The organism is Alcaligenes faecalis, assembly GCF_002443155.1.
In the GTDB taxonomy this organism is placed as follows: domain Bacteria; phylum Pseudomonadota; class Gammaproteobacteria; order Burkholderiales; family Burkholderiaceae_B; genus Alcaligenes; species Alcaligenes faecalis.
In genome coordinates, this window is sequence record NZ_CP023667.1 from 111,360 (window position 1) to 132,704 (window position 21,345).

Here is a 21,345-nt window from a genome sequence, read left to right on the forward strand (position 1 = left end):
CGGGCTTGTCCTCGTCCCTATACTGGATTCGTTAAGAATCAACTATTCCGTGTGGAGACAGACTATGGGGCAGGACGTACAACCCGAGCGCAACGCGATTCGCGAACACATGATTATTGACGGCAAAGCCGTCAGTGATTCTCAAGGACCCACCATTCCCGTCTACGATCCCGCAACGGGACAGGTGATTGCGCACCAGCCCGAAGCCGGTGCTCAAGGCGTAGATCTGGCTGTTCGTGCCGCCCGCCAGGCGTTGGAGCAGGGTGAGTGGGGCAAGATGCTGCCCGCCCAGCGCGAGCGCCTGCTGTTGCGCTTGGCCGATCTGGTCGAAGCCAATGCCGACGAGCTGGCGCGTCTGGAAACCCTGAACAACGGCAAACTGCTGTTCTTCTCCTACGGTCTGGAAGTAGCCGCCAGCGCGCAATGGCTGCGTTACATGGCTGGCTGGGCAACCAAGATCAGCGGTGAACTGCTGTCGCCCTCTATCGCTTTTCCTCCCGGCATCAATTACCACGCTTACACACGTCAGGAACCCGTGGGTGTGGTCGGCGCCATCGTGCCCTGGAACTTCCCGCTGCTGATGGCCGTGTGGAAAATCGCCCCTGCCATGGCAGCGGGTTGCACCGTGGTTCTGAAGCCTGCTGAAGAGACTCCGCTGACCGCCATCCGTCTGGCCGAGCTGGCTCTGGAAGCCGGTTTCCCCGCTGGTGTGATCAACGTGATCACTGGCCGTGGCGAAAGCACGGGTGCCGCTTTGACGGCTCACCCAGACGTGAACAAGATTTCCTTTACTGGCTCTACGGAAGTGGGCAAGTTGATTGGTCATCAAGCCATCAACGATATGAAGCGCATGTCCCTGGAACTGGGCGGCAAGTCGCCCGTGGTCATCATGGATGATTGCGATGTGGACATGGCCATTCAAGGTGCGGCCAACGCCATCTTCTTTAACCAGGGCCAGGTGTGTACCGCTGGTTCGCGTCTGTTTGTCCAAAAAGGCATTTACGAGCGCGTGGTGCAGGGCGTGGCCGATCTGGCTTCCTCCATGACACTGGGTTCGGGCTTTGAACAATCTACCCAGATTGCTCCGCTGATCTCGGCACGCCATCAGCAGCGTGTACAGAACTACATTGATGTGGGTCGCCAGCAAGGTGGCCGCATGTTGGCAGGCGAGGGCGCACGCCCCGAGCAGGGCTACTTTGTACGCCCCACCGTGTTTGCCGACGTGGCCCCCGATGCCCGCATCATGCGCGAAGAAATCTTTGGCCCTGTGGTGGTTGCGACCCCGTTTGAAACCGAGGCGCAGGCATTGGCATTGGCCAACGATACAGACTTTGGCCTGGGTGCCAGCGTCTGGAGTCAGGACCTGGCCCGCGTACAGCGCCTGAGCGCTGGTATCAAGGCGGGCACGGTGTGGGTCAACACCCACAACATGCTGGACCCCAGCATGCCCTTTGGTGGCTACAAGCAGTCTGGCCTGGGTCGGGAGCACGGGCGCGCTGCGGTAGAGGCTTACCTGGAGACCAAATCGGTCTGCATGGCCTACCCGGCAGCCTAGCCAGGGATACAGGCGCGAACACAATAACGATATCGTTCGCGCCTTCTTCGAGGAGACAACAATAATGTATGCAATTTTGCAGCGGACCGCTCTGGCCTTGGCCTTGAGCGGCGTCAGTGCCGGGGCTGCCTTTGCGGGCGACCCCAGTGCTCGGGATTGGATACCTGCTCCGGTGGGTACCAATGTTTTGGCCGTCTATATGATGGGCCTGAAGTCGCATGGTTTTTATGATCAGGGTTCGCGTATTGGCGACAGCCCCAAGCTTAATGTGCAAGGCATGATTTACCGCCAGATGCACTATCGCGAGCTGGCCGGCAAAACGGTGCAGTACGAGCTGATCGTGCCCGGTTTTCGCAACACGCTGGATGTCCCGGGGGCAGACCGGGATCGCATGACGGGGATCGGTGATGTGACCGCCGGTGCCGCCGTCTGGCTGCACAACGATCCGGACAACCGCTTCTGGTTTGCCTGGGAGCCCTTCATTACAGCACCGACAGGCCGCTACCACGGCTCGCAGGCCGATGTGTCTGCCGGCAAGAATCGCTGGAGCACCGTGCAGGACTTCGCGATTGTGAAAGGCTTTGGCGAATCCTCCTTTGTGGAAGGCGTGGCGGAGTTCGAGTTCTTTGGCAATAACAAGAACTACTACGGCCAGACCCTGAAAAAAGACACGGCAATCCGCCTGATGGCCCTGGTTTCAACCAACCTGACTGAAAAGACCTATGTGGGTCTGCGCTACCGCTACGAAACTGGCGGTCGCGAAAAGGTCAATGGCGAAACCACGGTGACGCGGGCGCGTAACCATCAACTGGCTGCCGAAATTACCCATCAGCTGACCGATGCCCACCAGGTGCAATTGCAGTACATCCATGATTTGAAAGTCGAGAATGGCCCGCGCATGCGCGGCCTGCAATTCCGTTATGCCTATGCGTTCTGACAGCGTGAACGCTCATGAGGAGAGACATCCAATGAAGTCTAAATTTACATTAACGACCGCCGCCGCCATGTTGGGGCTGATGGTTCTGACCGGTGGTGTGCAAGCCCAGGACAAACCGCTGGAGGTCCTGACCGGTGGCCATAGCGTGTCTGCCCCCCAGGCAAACCGTATCTATGTCATGGACTCGGTGTTCAACCACCTGACCGAAAGCCGCGTGCATGTCTACGACTACACCAACGGCAAATTTCTGGGCATGGTGCCTACCGCGTTCAACGGCCACGTGCAGTTGTCCAACGACGGCAAGAAAATCTACACCATGACGACCTACCACGAGCGCGTCACTCGCGGTAAGCGCTCGGACGTGGTGGAAGTCTGGGACGCCGACAAGCTGACCTTTGAGAAAGAAATTTCCCTGCCGCCCAAGCGTGTTCAGGGCCTGAACTACGATGGCATGTTCCGTCAGACCACTGACGGCAAATTCATCGTGCTGCAAAACGCCTCGCCAGCGACCTCCATCGGGATCGTGGACGTGGCCAAGGGCGACTATGTGGAAGACGTTACCGCTGCCGCCGGTTGCTGGAGCGTGATTCCCCAGCCCAATCGCCCCCGCAGCTTCATGACCATTTGTGGTGATGGTGGCTTGTTGAGCATCAATCTGGGCGAAGACGGCAAGGTCGCCAGCCAGTCGCGCAGCAAGCAGATGTTCTCCGTGAAGGACGATCCGATCTTTATCGCTCCCGCCCTGGACAAGGACAAGGCTCACTTCGTGTCCTACTACGGCAATGTCTACAGTGCGGATTTCAGCGGTGATGAGGTCAAGGTGGACGGCCCCTGGTCCTTGCTGAACGACGAGGACAAGGCCAAGAACTGGGTGCCCGGTGGCTACAACCTGGTGGGTCTGCATCGCGCCAGCGGTCGCATGTACGTGTTCATGCATCCCGATGGCAAGGAAGGCACTCACAAGTTCCCTGCTGCCGAGATCTGGGTCATGGACACCAAGACCAAGAAACGCGTAGCCCGCGTGCCCGGACGTGATGCCTTGTCCATGACCATTGATCAGCAACGCAATCTGATGCTGACCCTGGACGGTGGCAATGTGAATGTCTACGACATTAGCCAGCCTGAACCCAAGTTGCTCCGCACCATTGAAGGCGCCGCCGAAGCCTCCTTGCAAGTTCAGTTCCACCCAACTGGAGGTGTCTGATATGGACCCGGTCCTGACCTATGCCAGCCTGGCTTGCTTGGCCGTGCTGATGGGACTGGGGGCGCTGGATAAACTGCGTCACTTCAGCCTGTTCGAGGCAGCCGTTGGCGGTTATCGATTGTTGCCGGAAGTGTTGTTACGACCGTTCAGTGTGCTGTTTGTGGCTGCCGAGGCCTTGAGTGCGCCTTTGCTGCTGTGGCCAGCCAGTCGTTCGCTGGGAGCAGTGCTGGCCCTGTGCGTCTTGTTGGTCGCCACCAGTGGCATTGTGATGAACCTGCTGCGTGGCCGCCGCGATGTGGATTGCGGCTGCTCCGGGTTGGGTGAATCCTCCGGTGGTCTGTCCTGGTGGCTGGTGGCTCGCAATGCCTTGCTGGCTGCGCTGGCCGTGGCCAGTGGTGACTGGGCTATTAACAGCGCCCGTGAACTGGTCTGGGTGGACGGTTTGACCTTCTTTGGTGCCACATTGGCCTTGCTGGGCCTGTACTACGCAGCCAACCAGCTGATCGAATCCCATCTGAAATTCCAGAAAATGCAGAATTCTTAGGAGACCTAAATGACCGCTTTAATGATTTCCAACGTCATTTTATGGGTAATCGTACTGGCCCTGGTGCTGGTTGTGCTTGCCCTGTCGCGCCAGATTGGCGTGTTGTATGAACGGGTTGCCCCCATGGGTGCCCTGACCATGGACAAAGGCCCGCAAGTGGGTGATGCCGCGCCCGTCATGGAACTGCAGGACCTGCGTGGTCGTGCCGTTACCGTGGGGGTGGCTGGCCCGCGCAGCCAGTTGATTTTCTTCATGTCGCCCACCTGCCCGGTGTGCAAGAAACTCTTGCCGATTCTGAAGTCCATCCAGGGCTCGGAAGGTCAGTGGGTTGATATTGTGCTGGCCAGTGATGGCGAGATGCCCGAGCACCTGGCTTTCTACCAGAAAGCACAGCTGGACGCCTTCCCCTACGTCCTGTCCACGCAACTGGGCATGGGCTTTCAGATCAGCAAACTGCCTTACGCCGTCCTGATCGACGAGAACGGTGTGGTGCGCGGCAAGGGTCTGGTCAATTCGCGTGAACAGCTGGAAAGCCTGTTTACCGCCAAAGACCTGGGCGTGGCCTCGGCGCAAGAATACTTGGCCGGTGACTCGGGCATGAAGCAAGTGCAGGTATCACGAAAGGAGAACGTCAATGCGTTGGCTGGATAAATTTGGGGAGAGCCTCTCCCGTTCGGTGGCCCACAAGACTTCGCGTCGCAGCGTGCTGCGCTCGGTGGGCAAATTAATGGTCGGTTCGGCCTTTGTGTTGCCCGTATTGCCTGTGGCTCGTGCTGCCGGTGGTGGTGGCAGCAGCAGTGGTGCCGATCACATCAGTCTGAATCCCGATCTGGCGAATGAAGACGAAGTGAACTCCTGCGACTACTGGCGTCATTGCGCGGTGGACGGGTTCCTGTGCTCTTGCTGCGGCGGCACAACTACCACCTGCCCGCCGGGCTCGACGCCCTCGCCCATCTCGTGGATTGGCACTTGCCATAACCCGCATGATGGCAAGGACTACCTGATCAGCTACCACGACTGCTGCGGCAAGACCGCGTGTGGCCGCTGCCAGTGCAACACGCAGACCCGAGAGCGTCCTGGTTACGAGTTCTTCCTGCACAATGACGTGAACTGGTGCATGGCGAACGAGAACAGCACCTTCCATTGCACGACATCGGTACTGGTTGGCTTGGCTAAAAACTAAAAAAGGCCCGATGGGCTGCCAGGGTTGCGGGAAGAACGGTCCCTGGGACGTCGGTTCTTTCCCGTCTTGGCAAACTTAAGGGTTTGAACAAGGTGTCGGGCGGCCTGGATGGCGTCCGGTCACTCAAGGAGGCAACACTGTGTGGACATCTTTGCGCCTGGCCTGTTTGGGCGCCGTATTCCTGGCGTTTACGCCTTGGGCCCATGCCCAAGAAGAGATGGCCGGAACGGGCGATTACCTGCAAAGTTCCCAGGCTTTTAAAGACTATATGCTGCAATGCGCAGGCTGCCATCGCTACGATGGCCAGGGCCTGACCCATCGTGGAATCCCCAATTTCAACCAGTCCATTGGCTTGTTTACCCGCTTGCCGGCGGGACGGGACTATATGATTCGGGTGCCCGGTGCCTCGCAGTCGCAGCTGGATAATGCAGATCTGGCTCGTGTGCTGAACTGGATTGTGGCCAAGTTCAGCCCTGAAGAAATAACACCTGATTACCGACCCTTTACCTCCGCCGAGGTGGGAGCGTCACGCCGTCACCGTTTTGATGATGTGCTCAAGGCGCGTACGGAGTTAACCGTCAAGATGAACAGCATGGGTCTGGAACCTGCTCCTTACCTGTATGGCTCCATGGAGCGCTGATACAGCGGGTTAACGACCGTAGACGCTTGAATTTTTTAGGGCTATAAGAAAGGGGGCGTACTCTGCCCCTTACCCCGATCAATCGAGTTGGCCGAAAGGGCCCCCAGGCAATGTCTATGTTATTGCGCACTCCCTCTGCTTCTTTCAAGAGCCTGGCTGCTTGGCAGGAAGTGGTGTGCGCGTACTTTGTGCCGTTGGAGGTCCAGCCGGACTCGCGTCGTGGTTTCTCCAACCGGGCAGCCACCGACCGCATGGGCTCGGTCGATGTCATGGAGCTGTGTACCAGCGCGCAGCGCGTGCGCCGTACCCAGGCTCTGGCCAGCCGTTCCGAGCAGGCGTTGTACAAGGTCACCTTGCAAATCAGTGGCAGCAGCCAGATTCAGCAGGATAATCGCAGTGGCATTTTGCACGCCGGGGAGTGGGGTATTTATGACACCACCCGTCCTTACGAGGTGGCCGTGCAGGATCAATCCCATTTTCTGGTCTTGCAGTTCGAGGAAGAGCGTTTGCTGCCTTGGCTGCCCTGGCTGAGCGATGCCGTGGCCCGGTCTTTTTCGGCCACTACGGGCCCGGCCCGGATTGCCATGGACATGCTGCGTCTGGGCTTGCAGGAGCGCGGGCACCTGTCGCCCTCGGCCTTGAGCGAACTGTCCCAAACCGTGATTCGCATGATGGCCCTGAGCCTGGCCGACGGCCGTCCGGTGACGACCGAGTCGGCCCTGGACGAGGTGCGGCGCGGGCAGCTGTTGCAAATTCAGCAATACGTGCAGGATCACCTGGGTGATACCGGCTTGAATGCACAGGCCCTGGCACTGCAATTTCGCATTTCACGCCGTTATCTCTACAAGCTGTTCGAGCTATGCGGGCAAGCGCCTGCCGATTACATCATGGCCGCCCGCCTGGAGCGCGCCTGTCAATTATTGGTGGATGGCAAACCAGGCCGGCAGATCAGTGAGCTGGCCTGGCAAATGGGTTTTTCCGATGCGGCCGTGTTCAGCCACGCCTTTCGCCGACGCTATGGCGTGTCGCCCAGTGAGTGGCGTCGCAGCCGCATTCTGGGCGATTAAGTACAGCTACGTAGACGCAACTCCGACTTATCGCAAACAGGTCGGATTTCTATCCTAGAAGCTCGTGATTGGGGCGGCCAATGTGGTCCGCCCGGCTTCTCAAGGACAGTCTCATGCGTCTACATCTCGATTGTGCCCTGTTGCATACTCAGCCCACGTGGGCCCCGAATTTGCTGGCCATTATTCCGCCATGCGAGCGTCTGCAGCTGCAAGCCTTGCAGGCTCCGCCGCCTCCCCATCCCGATCAGGACTATTTGTTTTTGCGCCGTTCGGCTGCCTTGCTGCTGCGGTTTGACGCTTGTCTGATTCCCGTTGAAGCCTCCACCCTGATCCAGGTGCGTCGGGCCTTGTCGGCGGCCCAGGGCCATTTGCCGGTGCCGGTCTTTGGTCTGGTGCGTGCTGCCATCAAGGCCGCCGCCCTGACCGATCTTCTGGAACTGGGCCTGGCCGATTACGTACGCGAGCCTTTATGCCTGGACGATTTGCGTGCCCGCATCAATCGTCAGCGTTTGCAGACCTCTTCCCACGCTTTGAATGAACCGGGGCTGCCGGGTCGGATACACTATAGGGTGCAGGAAAACCAGGATCTGGTCCTGCACCCCGGCCCAACGGAGCAGCGTCTGTCGCAAACGATCTTGCAACAGGAAGGGACAACGCTGGAAGCCTATGCCGCTGCGGTAGCCTCGCGCTACGCCAGCAGCCAGGAGTCTTTCAAAGTAGCCAAGGGACGGATAGTGGCCCGCTTCGAGCAGGCTTATATCCATGCCGCCCTTGATCGCCATAGCGGCAATATCGCCATGGCGGCCCGCTCCGCGCAAAAGCACCGGCGTGCTTTCTGGGCACTGATGCGCAAACACCATATCGATGCAGCACGCTTTCGATCCGCGTCAAACCCAGACGACGAACACGATGGTTAAAATTAACAGGCATTTTTCAATAGGGATTGCCGTGTCTTTACCTCAATTAAAAAACGATGTCTTCCTGCGCTCGCTGTTGCGCGAACCTGTGCCTTACACCCCCATCTGGCTGATGCGTCAGGCCGGGCGTTATTTGCCTGAATACAATGCCACCCGTGCTCAGGCTGGCTCTTTCATGCAACTGGCTCAGAATCCCGAGTTTGCCTGCGAAGTAACCCTGCAACCCCTGCGTCGTTTCGATCTGGATGCCGCCATTCTGTTCTCGGACATCCTGACCGTGCCACACGCCATGGGTCTGGGTCTGGATTTCGTTGCTGGTGAAGGCCCGCGTTTTGCCCGTCCTGTACGTAACGAAGCCGATGTCATGGCGCTGGAAGCGCCGGACATGTCCAAGCTGCAATACGTGTTCGACGCTGTCTCGCTGATCCGCAAGGAGCTGGACGGCAAAGTACCGCTGATCGGCTTTGCCGGCAGCCCCTGGACCATCGCCTGCTACATGGTTGAAGGTCAGGGCTCGGACGACTACCGTCTGGTGAAAAGCATGATGTATCAGCGTCCGGACCTGATGCACCGCATGCTGGAAATCAACGCCCAAACCACCTGCGACTACCTGAACAATCAGATCCGTGCCGGTGCACAGGCTGTGATGCTGTTCGACAGCTGGGGTGGTGTCTTGTCCGACTCCCTGTTCCAGGAGTTCTCCCTGGCCTACACCCGTAAAGTGGTTGATGGCCTGATCCGCGAGCATGACGGCAAGCGCGTTCCTGCCATCGTCTTTACCAAAGGCGGCGGCATGTGGCTGGAAGATATTGCTGGTTGTGGCGCTGATGCCATGGGTGTGGACTGGACCGTAAATTTGTCCCGTGCGCGCGCTCGTATCGGAGACAAGCTGGCCCTGCAAGGCAATCTGGACCCCATGACCATGTTCGGTGGCGAAGAAGCCATCCGTCGTGAAGCCCGTCGCGTTATCGACGACTTTGGCCCGGTGGGTCAGGGCGGTCACGTGTTCAACTTCGGCCACGGTATTTCGCGTTTCACCGATCCGGAAGCCGTGGGCATTCTGGTCGATGAAGTGCATTCCTACAGCCGTCGTCACCACAGCGTTTGACAGCCTTTGCGCACGGGCTGACGCAGCTTGTGCGCAAAGTTATGCACACAGATGGGGCTGGGTTTGAGGTCTTTATATTTAAGGTTTAATTTCAATACCCAGTTTTAATTAGTTGATTTCTCTGCGTTTTATCCTTATTTCAGAGATATTGAAAATTAAATTGTATCTGTGCTTGCTTCTTTGTATTTTTTGTTCATGCCATTTTCCCCAAAGTTATCCACAGGCCGCTAAGCTCTTGACTTATCAGGCTTTCAGCCAGGCCAGCCCTTTTTTGAACCACCATCCATGACCGCCACTCCTGACGCTATTTCTGCATCGGCAAGCACCGGACCTTTCTGGCTGCATGTGGCGTTGGACGTCCCCCTGGATGGGGTGTTTGATTATCAGCACCACGAACCTGTCCTGGTCGGGCAGCGTGTCATTGTGCATTTTGGTCGGCGGCAGATGATAGGGGTGGTGGTCGCCTTGCCGGAACAACCTTCCTACCCGCCCGAGCAGGTCAAAGCGATTGACCAACTGCTGGATGACTTGCCTCCCTTCCCGGAGGACTGGTTACGGATGGCGCGCTTTGCGTCCACCTATTACCACCGTCCGTTGGGCGAGGTCATGATGCCGTCCTTGCCGGGGCCCTTGCGTAAACCTTCTGCCTATCTGGGCAAGCGTTCCGCAGGTGGTCCTGTACTGCGTATGGCCAAGCGCAAGGAAAAGAAGGTGGAGCCGGTGGACAGCGATGTCCTGCCCGTGCTCAATGCCGAACAACAGGCTGCGGTAGATGGCATTGTGGCGGCCAAACCCGGTAGCTGCCTATTGCTGCATGGCGTAACGGGTAGCGGGAAAACCGAAGTCTATATGCGGGTGCTGGAACAAGTGCTGGCCGCTGGTCGGCAAGTCCTGTTCATGGTGCCCGAAATCAATCTGACGCCTCAGTTCGAGCAGGTCCTGCGTGCCCGTTTGGCGCGCGTCCTGCCGGGCGATGTGCTGGCCGTCCTGCATAGCGGCTTGTCCGAAGGCGAACGTTTGCGTTCCTGGTTGCGCGTCAATAGTGGTCAGGCGCGCATTCTGCTGGGAACACGGCTGTCCATTTTTACCCCCATGCCCGAGCTGGGCCTGATTATTGTGGACGAGGAGCACGACGCTTCTTACAAGCAGCAAGATGGCTTGCGTTACTCTGCTCGGGACCTGGCTGTGTGGCGTGGCTACGATCTGAAAGTGCCGGTGGTGCTGGGTTCAGCCACCCCCTCACTGGAAAGTTGGAATCATGCTCGGCAAGGGCGCTATAGCCTGTTGAGCCTGCCCAAGCGTGCGCGAGAGGTTTCCTTGCCGCGAGTGCGTCTGGTCGATACCCGCCATTTGCGCCTGGAGTCGGGTTTTTCTCCTCAGTTGCTGGATGCGCTGGAAGCGTGTCTGGACCGTGGCGAGCAGTCGCTGGTGTTCATCAACCGGCGTGGCTATGCGCCTGTGTTGCATTGTGCCTCTTGCGGCTGGTTGTCCCAATGCCCGCGTTGTACGGTGTACACCGTGCTGCATAGGCAAAACGGCTTCAAGCACAATCTGCAGTGCCACCACTGCGGCTATCAGGCCCCCGTGCCGCGCGCTTGCCCAGATTGTGGCGATCAGGACTTGCAGCCCATGGGCCGGGGTACCCAGCGTATTGAAGAGTTTCTGGGCGAGCGTTTTCCGAATGCCCGCCTGGTGCGTATTGATGCGGACAGCACCCGTTTGAAGGGCAGTGCGCAGCAATTGTTCGAGCAGGTTCATGCAGGCGAAGTGGACATCATGGTGGGCACCCAGATGGTGGCCAAAGGTCATGACTTCACGCGCTTGAGCGTCGTCGGTGTGCTCAATGCCGATGCCACCTTGTTCGCCCATGATTTCCGTGCACCCGAGCGTCTGTTTGCTCAGCTGATGCAGGTGGCAGGCCGCGCAGGTCGCCATACCGAAGGGGCGGATGTCATCATCCAGACCGGCTATCCGGAGCAGGCGGTTTATCAAAGTCTGATCAAGCACGATTACATCGGTTTTGCCCAAAGCGCCTTGAACGAACGCGAATCGGTGGGCTTGCCGCCGTTTGCCTATCAAGTGCTCTTGTCGGCCGAAGCGCCGCAACTGGCCGACGCGATACGCCTGCTGACGCAGGCACGACGCTTGCCTGAAGAGTATCCGAACGAATTTCCGGGTGCGGATCAGGTTTTCCTGTACGATCCTGTGCCTTTACGCGTTTTGCGCGTCGCCAAAGTGGAGCGTGCTCAGCTGTTGCTGGAAAGTGCTCATCGCCCGGCCTTGCAGGCCTTTGTGCGCTGTTGGGGGCCACAGGTCGCACAGTTGGCCAAGCAGCATAAAGTGCGCATTACGATTGAGGTCGATCCTCTCGAAATTTAAGATTCTCCAGGCACATGAGCGGACGGAAACAGTAGGAGCATCTCGGGTACAGCAGGGTGTATCCTTGTCCGCTATGCAGCTATGCAGCTATGAGCCAAGAGGCAGGAAGCGATGAAGCTGTGGCGCGATGTTGTTGCCCTGCCGCTGTCATGCTCTTGTGCCTCGTTTTCGCTGTATCTCTGTGTTGGCCTTTCGCTTGTCATCAAACCATACTCGGCTTGGCCGGGATGCCACTTTTAGTTTTGCATGCTGTTTGGCTTTGAACCTCGTTTTCTTGCCTAGTATTCACTGATTTCACCATGTCCACCTCCGTCACTACACCAGGCCATACCGTCCCCACCGACCTGAACGCCATGCAGCGTCAGGCTGTGTTGTATATGGATGGGCCTTGCCTGGTGCTGGCCGGAGCGGGCAGTGGCAAAACACGGGTGATCACGCAGAAAATCGCTTATTTGCTGCGTGAGTGTGGGTACACGGGCCGGCAAGTGGTCGCGCTGACCTTCACCAATAAAGCGGCGCGTGAAATGAACGAGCGGATTCGCGCCTTGGTAGACCCCAAGTTGCTGCGAGGGCTGACTGTCAGCACTTTTCATTCTCTGGGCCTGCGTATGTTGCGCGAGGAAGCCCAGCATGTAGGCTTGAAGCCGCGCTTTTCCATTCTGGATTCCAACGATGCGCTGGCAATTATCCAGGAGCTGCTGGCCACCACGGATAAAGGTCGCCTGAAGTCCGTTCAGCAGGAAATTTCCTTGTGGAAGAACGCCTTGATGGGGCCGGATGAGGCGGAACGTGCCGCAAATTCGCCCAGCCAGATCGAGGCGGCCCGTATTTATCGTGACTATGCCGCCACCTTGATTGCCTATCAGTCGGTGGACTTTGATGATCTGATCCGCCTGCCTGCGCAATTGATGGAAGAGAATCAGGAAGTACGCGAGCGCTGGCAGCGTCGGGTGCAGTATTTGCTGGTGGACGAGTATCAGGACACCAACCTGTGTCAGTACCGGCTGGTGCGTTCCCTGACCGGTCAGCGCAATATGTTTACCGTGGTGGGGGACGACGATCAGGCCATTTACGCTTGGCGTGGCGCCACCGTGGAGAATCTGGCGCAACTTCCGACGGACTATCCAGATCTGAAAGTTGTGAAGCTGGAGCAGAACTATCGCTCGGTGCAGCGCATCTTGCAGGCCGCCAATAATGTCATTGGCAATAATCCTGTCGTGTTTGGTAAAAAGCTCTGGTCTGATCTGGGTTTTGGTGAACCTATCCAGGTCCACGTGACGGACGACGAGCAGAACGAGGCCGATTCGGTAGCCATGCGTATCTCGGCAGAGCGCTTCGAGCGTCAGGCCGAGTGGCGTGATTTTGCGGTGCTGTACCGTGGCAACCATCAGGCCCGTATCTTTGAGCAGGCTCTGCGTAATTTGCGCATTCCCTACACGATCTCTGGTGGGCAAAGCTTCTTTGACAAGGCCGAGATTCGCGACATTTTGTCTTACCTGCGGATCGTTGCTAACGAGGATGACGATCCAGCTTTCATCCGTGCAGCGACGACACCCAGGCGAGGAATTGGGCAGGCGACCTTGCAGGTGCTGGGGCAATTCGCGGCAGAGCAAAAGCTGTCTTTATATTCCGCTGTCTCGCAAATCGCTTTGACGGATCGTTTACCGGAAAGACAGCTGGAGCCCTTAAGTGTCTTTGCGCAGTTCATTGGCCGTATCCAGCAAAGGGCGGACCGGGTAGAGAGCGAGCAGGAAGGGCACGAAACGGCTGTCAGCGAATTGCTGGACGAGCTGCTGCGGGCGATTGATTACGAGCGCTATCTTTACGATATGTTCGACGAACGTCCCGCGCAGACCCGTTGGGAAAACGTGCTGGAGCTGATTACCTGGCTGAAGTCCAAAGCGGCAGACGATGAGCTTAGTTTGAACGATCTGGTGCAGCGAGTTGCCCTGATCACCATGCTGGAGCGTGGCGAGGACGAAGACCCGGATGCGGTCAAATTGTCCACGCTTCATGCCTCCAAGGGGCTGGAATATCCGCATGTGTTCCTGGTGGGGGTGGAGGAAGGTTTGCTGCCGCACATCGGGCGCGATGACGAGGATATAGACCCGGATAAAGAGGCCGATATTCTGGCTCAACGTATTCAGGAAGAACGGCGTCTGATGTACGTGGGTATTACGCGTGCGCAACGCAGCTTGCGTTTGAGCTGGTGCAAGAAGCGCAGACGTGCACGTGAAAATCTGGTGCGGGAGCGGTCGCGCTTTATTGATGAGATGAAGATCGAAGACCCAGGTGCGCAGGAAGATCCGGCGCAGGCAGCGTTAAGTCCCAAGCAGCGGCTGGATATGCTGAAGAACTTGTTGAACAAGTCTTAAGCGGTTTGCATCGTCCGAGGACGATTTGTTCTTAGACTATGTTTTGAGAGACCGTAGGTCAGTAGGCCAGCATTTGCTGGCCTTTTTCATGTCTTGCGTCGACAAGAAGAAGAGCTTTCTTTGCCACGACCTGTTTCGATCTTGAAGGGGGAAGCTGTGAGGCGCTTACGCGCAGTGGGCTGCTAAAGCCTTTGGCTGAGCGTTAACGTGTGTTATCAAAAATATTGGTTTGGCAAACGTAGAAAAAACAAAAGCCTGCTAAATCAGCAGGCTTTTCAACATCAAGCGGTGTTTTGCTTGAGCGTTACGACGGTGATGCGTGGCTTACCAGTAGCTGGCCGACATGCGGGAATCGCGGATGCGGGCTTCGTTCAAGGCACGGGTCAGTTCGACCATGTACTTGAACACCACGTTTGCGGCTTTGGAAACTTGTTTGGCCGCTGCTTTGGTCAGTGCAGTTAAAGACACGGATTCACCATTTTCCAGGGCATGCTGCATTACCCCACGCTCAACAGCATCACTCCAGTGGATGTAGTGCGAGTAAGTGGTCATGGTAGACATTTGCTTTCCCTTTAAGGTGAAGGTCTAAGTTACGAGCCCTCATTATAGGGTTTTCCCTAGTCGGAAAGCAAGGGTAAACCCTAGAGGTTGGATTAGCCTGTGGTTTTTAGGGGAAAACCCTAGGGTGTTTTGGAAAGAGAAATTAAATCAAAGGCTTATGGGGTGGGATTTGTGGGTTTTAGGTGGGGAGTGGCTTCTTTGCGGCAGCCCTTGCTGGCTTGAGGCTGGGTCGGAGCGGAAGCTTGCCGGTGCTGCGCACCGGTGCCCTTGTCTGGGTCTGTTGTAGGGCGCACCTTGAACTCGTTCAGTGGTTTGTCCCCCGGACAAACCACAAGCGTTGAACTCAAACAGCAAGGTGCTTGCATCCCTACAACAGCCCCAGACGGCGGCAAGCCTCCTGAATGCTCCAACCCAGCCTCAAGCCAGCAAGGGCTTCAGAATGGTGGCAACCAACAACCAACAACCAACAACCAACAACCGACCACCAATAGCCAATACAAAGACAAACAGCCAGCCGATTATCGCGGCTGGCTGTTTGCTCACTGGTGCTGCCAAGAGGACTTAGCGGGGCAGTGTCGAACTCCCCATCAGGAACTCGTCTACGGAACGGGCACACTGGCGGCCTTCGCGGATGGCCCAGACGATCAGGGACTGGCCGCGTCGCATGTCTCCGGCTGCAAAGACTTTGGCGCGGTTGGTTTGGTAGTCGTCTGTGTTGGCGGCGACGTTGCCGCGCTGGTCGGCGTCTACGGCGAAGGCGTCCAGCACTTGGCGTACGGGGGCGGTGAAGCCCATGGCCAGCAGGACCAGGTCGGCGGGGAAGGTCATTTCAGAGCCGGCGATGGGGGTCATGCTCATGCGGCCTGTTGCTGGGTCGGTTTTCCATTCCACGCGCACGGCGCGCAGTTCTTTGACTTGGCCGTTCTTGCCTTCCAACTCTATGGTGTTGATCGCCCAGTCGCGCTCGCAGCCTTCTTCGTGCGAGGACGAGGTGCGCAGTTTTATAGGCCAGTAAGGCCAGGTCAGCTCCGTGTTTTCCTGCTCGGGCGGGCGGGGCATCAGTTCAAACTGCGTGACTGATTTTGCGCCTTGGCGTGTGCTGGTGCCCACGCAGTCCGAGCCGGTATCACCGCCGCCAATCACTACGACATGCTTGCCTTGAGCGCTGATGGCGGGAGTGCCTCGCGAACCGGCAACTTGCTGGTTCTGGATGCGCAAGAAGTCCATGGCGGGATGTACACCTTGCAGTTGGCTGCCGGGGGCGTCCAGCAGGCGTGGGGTTTCGGAGCCGCCAGCCAGGATGATGGCGTCGAACTGTTGCTCAAGATCGGTAGGGGACAGCACAGTCAGCCCCGGTTCCTGGGCGGCTTGGTCTTGTGCTTGGCCTATGTAGGTAGAGGGGCAAAACTGCACGCCCTCGGCCTGCATTTGGGCGATACGGCGATCCAGCAGGTGCTTGTCCAGCTTGAAGTCGGGGATGCCGTAGCGCATCAGGCCACCAATGCGGTCGCTTTTCTCGTACACGGTGACGTCGTGGCCGACGCGTGCCAATTGCTGGGCGCTGGCCAGTCCGGCAGGGCCGGAGCCGATGACGGCCACACGTTTGCCGGTTTTATGGGTAGGCACTTGTGGCACAACCCAACCTTCTGCCCAGCCTTTGTCGATGATGGCGTGCTCGATGGATTTGATCCCCACGGGTGCGCGATCGATGTTCAGGGTACAGGCTGCCTCGCAAGGAGCGGGGCAGATACGGCCGGTGATTTCCGGAAAGTTGTTGGTGGAGTGCAGCACGTCCAGCGCTTCTTTCCACTGCTGGCGGTAAACCAGATCATTCCAGTCGGGGATGATGTTGTTGACCGGGCAGCCGTTGTGGCAGAAGGGGATGCCGCAGTCCATGCAGCGGGCAGCCTGTTGGCCTGCCTGTTCGTCGTTCAATACCTGGACAAACTCTTTCCAGTGCTTGACCCGCTTTAAAGGAGCTTCTACGGCTTCTTGCAGACGTTGAAACTCAAGAAATCCAGTCGTCTTTCCCATGATGTGTCGTTTCCTGATGGTGATGGGAAGGGTTCAGGCCGAAGCCGAACGGCGGGTTTTACTGCTTTTGGGCGCGGCTTTGCTCGCTTGCGGACCTTGCCACAATTCGCTCAATGCACGGCGGTACTCGCGTGGAATGACCTTGACGAATTGTGCGCGGGCGCTGTCCCAGTCTTTCAAAAGCTCGCGGGCCTGGAAGCTGCCCGTGGCCTTGAAGTGTTCCTGGACCAGAGTTTGCAAGATGGCATCGTCGGTCTGACGTTCGCCCTGGGCGCTACGGCTGTGCCATTGCGCCATGCTGCTGTTCATCTCTTGCTCGGCCTTGCTCAAAACGGGCTCCAGATCCACCATGCCGGGGTTGCAGCGCAGTTGCAGGCGACGTTGCGGGTCCCACACGTAGGCCACGCCACCGGACATGCCGGCTGCAAAGTTGCGGCCCACTTCGCCCAGAACGACGACGGTGCCGCCCGTCATGTATTCGCAACCGTGGTCGCCTACGCCTTCTACAACTGCGCTGGCACCGGAGTTACGCACGGCAAAACGCTCGCCAGCGACGCCGTTGAAGTAGGCTGCACCCGACAGAGCACCGTAAAGCACGGTATTACCCACGATGATGTGGTCCGGGCCGTAGCCACGGAAGTCGTTGGGCGAGCGCACGATAATGCGGCCGCCGGACAAGCCTTTGCCCACGTAGTCATTGGCTTCGCCCACCAGATCCAGGGTGATGCCCTGTGCCAGGAAAGCGCCAAAGCTCTGGCCCGCCGTGCCTTTGCATTGAATGTGCAGGCTGTCGTCAGGCAAACCTTGATGGCCGTATTTCTTGGTGAATACGCCCGAGAGCATGGCACCGACGCTGCGGTTGCGGTTGCGTACGGGGGTGATGAAGGACAGTGGGGTGCCCTGATTCAGGGTGACGGCGCTGCGCTCGATCAGTTGGCGATCCAGTGTGTGTTCCAGGTCATGATCCTGCGTAGCGATCTGACGTGGGGACTCTTCGTTTTCCACTTTGTGCAGCAGGCGGGAGAAGTCCAGACCTTGTGCTTTCCAGTGTTCGATACCACTGCGCATATCCAGCCAGTCGCTGCGACCAATCAGATCGTCAAAGTGCCGCACGCCCAGCTTGGCCATCAGTTCACGCACTTCTTCGGCAACGAAGAAGAAGTAGTTCACCACGTGCTCGGGCTTGCCCTTGAACTTGCGGCGCAGCACGGGGTCTTGAGTGGCAACGCCAACCGGGCAGGTGTTCAGATGGCATTTGCGCATCATGATGCAGCCTTCCACGACCAGCGGGGCGGTGGCAAAGCCAAATTCATCCGCACCCAGCAAGGCGCCGATCACCACATCGCGGCCGGTCTTCATCTGACCGTCAGCCTGCACACGAATGCGGCTGCGCAAACGGTTCAGCAACAGGGTCTGCTGAGTTTCAGCCAGGCCCAGTTCCCACGGCGTACCGGCGTGCTTGATGGAGGACAGGGGCGAAGCACCCGTACCACCGTCGTGGCCGGCAATCACAATGTGATCGGCCTTGGCTTTGGCAACACCGGCAGCCACAGTGCCTACACCCACTTTGGACACCAGCTTCACCGAGATATCCGCCTGCGGGTTCACGTTTTTCAGGTCGTGAATCAGCTGGGCCAAATCTTCGATGGAGTAAATGTCGTGGTGGGGCGGGGGCGAAATCAGGCCCACACCGGGGACGGAGTAACGTAGCTTGGCGATGTACTCGGACACTTTATGGCCGGGCAGCTGGCCGCCTTCGCCGGGTTTGGCTCCTTGTGCCATCTTGATCTGGATTTGATCGGCACTGCACAGATACTGGGCCGACACACCAAAGCGGCCGGACGCTACCTGCTTGATGCGCGAGCGCAGCGAATCGTTCTCTTGCAGATCAATGTCGGCAAACACGCGGTCCTGGCCCAGGACGCTGGCCAAGGTATCACCCTGGCGGATGCCACTTTTACCGTGCTGCATTTCGTGCTGATAGCGCAACTCGTCCTCGCCACCTTCGCCGGTATTGGACTTGCCGCCAATCCGGTTCATGGCCACGGCCAGTACGGCATGGGCTTCGGTGGAAATCGAACCCAGCGACATGGCGCCGGTTGCAAAGCGTTTGACGATCTCGCTGGCCGGTTCTACTTCTTCCAGGGGAATAGCCCGGGCCGGGTCCAGACGCAGCTCGAACAAACCGCGCAGGGTCATATGACGGCGGCTTTGCTCGTTGATGAGCTGGGCGTATTCCTTGTAGGTGCTGTAGTTCTGGCTGCGGGTAGCGTGTTGCAGCTTGGCGATGGAGTCGGCCGTCCACATATGGGCTTCGCCGCGCACGCGTACTGCGTATTCGCCACCAGCTTCCAGATGATTTTCCAGTACAGGATCTTTGCTGTAGGCGGCGCGATGCTGACGCAGCGCTTCTTCAGCCACGGTGAAGATATCAATCCCTTCTACCGGACAGGAGGTGCCCACAAAGTACTTGTCCACCAGCGAGCGCGACAGGCCGATGGTCTCGAAAATCTGCGCGCCGGTGTAGGACATGTAGGTGGAGATGCCCATTTTGGACATGACCTTGTACAAGCCCTTGTTGATGGCCTTGATGTAGTAGCCCTCGGCCTGGGACGCGTCGATCTGGTTGATCGGGTCCTGGGCCAGCTGCTGCAGGCTTTCAAAAGCCAGCCAGGGGTGCATGGCTTCGGCACCATATGCACCCAGCAGGGCGAAGTGATGCACTTCACGGGCCGAGCCGGTTTCCACAACCAGACCCGTGCGGGTACGCAGGCCGATGCGGATCAGGTGCTGGTGAATGGCCGAGGTCGCCAGCAGGGCAGGGATGGCCACATGCTCGGCGTCACAACGGCGATCTGTCAGGATCAGGATGTTGTAGCCATCGCGCACGGCATCCGCCGCACGGGCGCACAGGGCGGCCACGCTGGCCTCAATGCCTTCCGGACCCCAGGCGCTGGGGTAGACGATGTCCAGCTCCTGGCTGCGGAACTTGCCATTGCTGGCCGCTTCAATGCGCCGGATCTGGTTCATGTCAGACGGGCTCAGCACGGGCTGGGAGACTTCCAGACGCAGTGGCGGGTTGACGTTATTGATGTCCAGCAGATTAGGCTTGGGGCCAATAAAGGACACCAGCGACATCACCATCTGTTCGCGAATCGGGTCGATAGGCGGGTTGGTAACCTGAGCAAACAGCTGGCGGAAGTAGTTGTAGAAGGGCTTGGACTTGTCGGACAGCACGGCCAACGGCGCGTCATTACCCATGGAGCCAGTGGCTTCTTCACCCTTGCTGGCCATGGGCTGCAGCACGACCTTGATGTCTTCCTGGGTCCAGCCAAAAGCTTGTTGCTGATCCAGCAGGTCGCGGCTGGCCAATTGGGGACGTACACCGGGCACGCTGGGCAGGGAGTCCAGGCGCAAGCGCAGGCGTTCAATCCACTGCTTGTAGGGATGGGTGTTGGCCAGCTGGGACTTGATCTCGGCATCGTCAATGATGCGGCCCTGTTCCAGGTCGATCAGCAACATCTTGCCCGGTTGCAGACGCCATTTTTTGACGATGCGGTGCTCGGGGATGGGCAGAGTACCGGCTTCAGAGGCCAGCACAATCATGTCGTCGTCGGTGATGACGTAGCGGGCCGGACGCAGGCCGTTGCGGTCCAGCAGCGCACCGATTTGCAGGCCATCGGTAAAGGCGATGGCGGCGGGGCCATCCCAAGGCTCCATCTGGGCTGCGTAGTACTCGTAGAAGGCGCGACGGCTCTCGTCCATCTCGGCGTGCTGTTCCCAGGCCTCCGGCATCATGATCATCATGGCGTGCGGCAGGGAATAGCCGGCCATCACCAGCAGTTCCAGACAGTTGTCGAAGGTGGCCGTGTCGGACTGGCCTTCGTACACGATGGGGTAGAGCTTTTGCAGGTCCGAGCCCAGCACGGCTGATTCCATGGCGCCTTCACGGGCACGCAGCCAGTTGAAGTTGCCCTGTACCGTGTTGATCTCGCCGTTGTGGGCGATCAGGCGGTACGGGTGGGCCAGTGGCCAGGCAGGGAAGGTGTTGGTGGAAAAGCGCTGGTGCACCAGAGCCAGGGCGGAACAGGCGCGAGGGTCGGCCAGATCGCGGTAGTAGCGGCCAACCTGGTCAGCCAGCAGCAAGCCCTTGTAGACGATGGTGCGCACCGAGGCCGAGGTCACAAAGTATTCCTGGCCGTGGGCCAATGCCATGCGGTAGATGGCGTGGCTGGCGGTCTTGCGGATGACGTACAGCTTGCGCTCCAGCGCGTCGGGCACCATCACATCCGGGCCGCGGCCAATGAACAGCTGGCGAATCACCGGCTCGTTGGCCTTGACGGTGGGCGACATGGGCATGGTGCTGTCCACAGGCACGTCGCGCCAGCCCAGCATGTGCTGGCCTTCGGCACGTACCGCACGCTCCAGCTCCTGCTCACAGGCCAGGCGGGAGGCGGTTTCCTTGGGCAGGAACACCATGGCCACGCCGTACTCGCCAGGGGGCGGCAGGGTCACGCCCTGGGCGGCCATTTCTTCGCGGTACAACTGGTCGGGGATCTGGATCAGAATGCCTGCACCGTCGCCCATCAAGGGGTCTGCGCCTACAGCGCCGCGGTGATCAAGGTTTTCCAGGATTTTGAGGCCTTGGGTGATGATGGCGTGGCTCGCCTGGCCTTTGATGTGTGCGATAAATCCGACGCCGCAGGCGTCGTGTTCATTAGCGGGGAGGTACAAGCCTTGGGCTTGGGGGGACAGGAGTGTGTCATGGGCGTATCCGCAAAGAACGTGTTAAAGCGGTGCATTTGTTGCAGCGCAAAAAATAAAATACAGCGATTTTTTTT

At 58.5% G+C, this 21,345-nt stretch carries 15 protein-coding genes; 12 read left to right on the forward strand and 3 right to left on the reverse strand.

Features of this window, described 5'->3' with window-relative positions; all coding sequences use genetic code 11:
• Nucleotides 1-64 precede the first annotated feature (64 nt).
• The 12 genes from CPY64_RS00530 to CPY64_RS00585 all read left to right on the forward strand — a co-directional run bounded on the left by CPY64_RS00530 (nucleotide 65) and on the right by CPY64_RS00585 (nucleotide 13,909).
• On the forward strand, nucleotides 65-1,555 hold the full coding sequence (locus CPY64_RS00530; RefSeq protein WP_042488220.1) for an aldehyde dehydrogenase family protein: 1,491 nt from the start codon (nucleotides 65-67) through the stop codon (nucleotides 1,553-1,555).
• A 64-nt stretch (nucleotides 1,556-1,619) separates the two neighbouring features.
• On the forward strand, nucleotides 1,620-2,492 hold the full coding sequence (locus CPY64_RS00535; RefSeq protein WP_042488219.1) for a transporter: 873 nt from the start codon (nucleotides 1,620-1,622) through the stop codon (nucleotides 2,490-2,492).
• Nucleotides 2,493-2,523: 31 nt separating this feature from the next.
• Complete coding sequence (locus CPY64_RS00540; RefSeq protein WP_042488217.1) at nucleotides 2,524-3,696, forward strand: amine dehydrogenase large subunit; 1,173 nt, start codon at nucleotides 2,524-2,526, stop codon at nucleotides 3,694-3,696.
• A 1-nt stretch (nucleotide 3,697) separates the two neighbouring features.
• Nucleotides 3,698-4,240, forward strand: a complete 543-nt coding sequence (locus tag CPY64_RS00545; protein ID WP_042488215.1) for a MauE/DoxX family redox-associated membrane protein — start codon at nucleotides 3,698-3,700, stop codon at nucleotides 4,238-4,240.
• A 9-nt stretch (nucleotides 4,241-4,249) separates the two neighbouring features.
• Nucleotides 4,250-4,891, forward strand: coding sequence for a methylamine dehydrogenase accessory protein MauD (gene mauD, locus CPY64_RS00550; RefSeq protein ID WP_009462707.1), 642 nt, complete (start codon nucleotides 4,250-4,252; stop codon nucleotides 4,889-4,891).
• Nucleotides 4,875-5,423 (forward strand): aralkylamine dehydrogenase light chain, encoded by a 549-nt coding sequence (locus CPY64_RS00555; protein WP_021447059.1) that lies wholly within the window; start codon nucleotides 4,875-4,877, stop codon nucleotides 5,421-5,423. Before mauD ends, CPY64_RS00555 begins: the two co-directional genes overlap by 17 nt.
• 139 nt (nucleotides 5,424-5,562) lie before the next feature.
• Nucleotides 5,563-6,063: a c-type cytochrome gene (locus CPY64_RS00560; RefSeq protein ID WP_042488213.1), complete on the forward strand. Its 501-nt coding sequence runs from the start codon at nucleotides 5,563-5,565 to the stop codon at nucleotides 6,061-6,063.
• 116 nt (nucleotides 6,064-6,179) lie between these two features.
• Entirely contained in the window at nucleotides 6,180-7,130 is a 951-nt protein-coding gene (locus CPY64_RS00565) for an AraC-like ligand-binding domain-containing protein (RefSeq protein ID WP_042488210.1), read from the forward strand.
• A 113-nt stretch (nucleotides 7,131-7,243) separates the two neighbouring features.
• A complete protein-coding gene (locus tag CPY64_RS00570; protein ID WP_042488208.1) occupies nucleotides 7,244-8,047 on the forward strand; it encodes a hypothetical protein in 804 nt (267 codons plus the stop codon).
• A gap of 31 nt (nucleotides 8,048-8,078) precedes the next feature.
• The gene (gene hemE, locus CPY64_RS00575) at nucleotides 8,079-9,155 is read left to right on the forward strand and encodes a uroporphyrinogen decarboxylase (RefSeq protein WP_042488206.1); all 1,077 of its coding nucleotides are present in this window, start codon (nucleotides 8,079-8,081) and stop codon (nucleotides 9,153-9,155) included.
• A gap of 285 nt (nucleotides 9,156-9,440) precedes the next feature.
• A complete protein-coding gene (locus CPY64_RS00580; protein WP_042488204.1) occupies nucleotides 9,441-11,534 on the forward strand; it encodes a primosomal protein N' in 2,094 nt (697 codons plus the stop codon).
• A gap of 299 nt (nucleotides 11,535-11,833) precedes the next feature.
• Nucleotides 11,834-13,909: a UvrD-helicase domain-containing protein gene (locus CPY64_RS00585; protein WP_042488202.1), complete on the forward strand. Its 2,076-nt coding sequence runs from the start codon at nucleotides 11,834-11,836 to the stop codon at nucleotides 13,907-13,909.
• Between the two features lie 324 nt (nucleotides 13,910-14,233).
• Here CPY64_RS00585 and CPY64_RS00590 read toward each other — a convergent pair whose 3' ends face one another.
• The 3 genes from CPY64_RS00590 to CPY64_RS00600 form a co-directional block, all read right to left on the reverse strand.
• Nucleotides 14,234-14,470, reverse strand: coding sequence for a hypothetical protein (locus tag CPY64_RS00590; RefSeq protein WP_022983381.1), 237 nt, complete (start codon nucleotides 14,468-14,470; stop codon nucleotides 14,234-14,236).
• Nucleotides 14,471-15,031: 561 nt separating this feature from the next.
• Nucleotides 15,032-16,504 carry a glutamate synthase subunit beta gene (locus CPY64_RS00595; RefSeq protein ID WP_042488199.1) on the reverse strand — a complete coding sequence of 491 codons (1,473 nt, stop codon included), beginning with the start codon at nucleotides 16,502-16,504 and terminating at the stop codon, nucleotides 15,032-15,034.
• Between the two features lie 33 nt (nucleotides 16,505-16,537).
• On the reverse strand, nucleotides 16,538-21,259 hold the full coding sequence (locus CPY64_RS00600; protein WP_096917368.1) for a glutamate synthase-related protein: 4,722 nt from the start codon (nucleotides 21,257-21,259) through the stop codon (nucleotides 16,538-16,540).
• Nucleotides 21,260-21,345 lie beyond the last annotated feature (86 nt).

Excerpts from the sequence above, each read along its gene's own strand:
- CPY64_RS00530 (WP_042488220.1), top strand. The coding sequence starts at position 65 with ATGGGGCAGGACGTACAACCCGAGCGCAACGCGATTCGCGAACACATG.
- CPY64_RS00535 (WP_042488219.1), top strand. The coding sequence starts at position 1,620 with ATGTATGCAATTTTGCAGCGGACCGCTCTGGCCTTGGCCTTGAGCGGC.
- CPY64_RS00540 (WP_042488217.1), top strand. The coding sequence starts at position 2,524 with ATGAAGTCTAAATTTACATTAACGACCGCCGCCGCCATGTTGGGGCTG.
- CPY64_RS00545 (WP_042488215.1), top strand. The coding sequence starts at position 3,698 with ATGGACCCGGTCCTGACCTATGCCAGCCTGGCTTGCTTGGCCGTGCTG.
- mauD (WP_009462707.1), top strand. The coding sequence starts at position 4,250 with ATGACCGCTTTAATGATTTCCAACGTCATTTTATGGGTAATCGTACTG.
- CPY64_RS00555 (WP_021447059.1), top strand. The coding sequence starts at position 4,875 with ATGCGTTGGCTGGATAAATTTGGGGAGAGCCTCTCCCGTTCGGTGGCC.
- CPY64_RS00565 (WP_042488210.1), top strand. The coding sequence starts at position 6,180 with ATGTTATTGCGCACTCCCTCTGCTTCTTTCAAGAGCCTGGCTGCTTGG.
- CPY64_RS00570 (WP_042488208.1), top strand. The coding sequence starts at position 7,244 with ATGCGTCTACATCTCGATTGTGCCCTGTTGCATACTCAGCCCACGTGG.
- CPY64_RS00580 (WP_042488204.1), top strand. The coding sequence starts at position 9,441 with ATGACCGCCACTCCTGACGCTATTTCTGCATCGGCAAGCACCGGACCT.
- CPY64_RS00585 (WP_042488202.1), top strand. The coding sequence starts at position 11,834 with ATGTCCACCTCCGTCACTACACCAGGCCATACCGTCCCCACCGACCTG.
- CPY64_RS00590 (WP_022983381.1), bottom strand. The coding sequence starts at position 14,470 with ATGTCTACCATGACCACTTACTCGCACTACATCCACTGGAGTGATGCT.
- CPY64_RS00595 (WP_042488199.1), bottom strand. The coding sequence starts at position 16,504 with ATGGGAAAGACGACTGGATTTCTTGAGTTTCAACGTCTGCAAGAAGCC.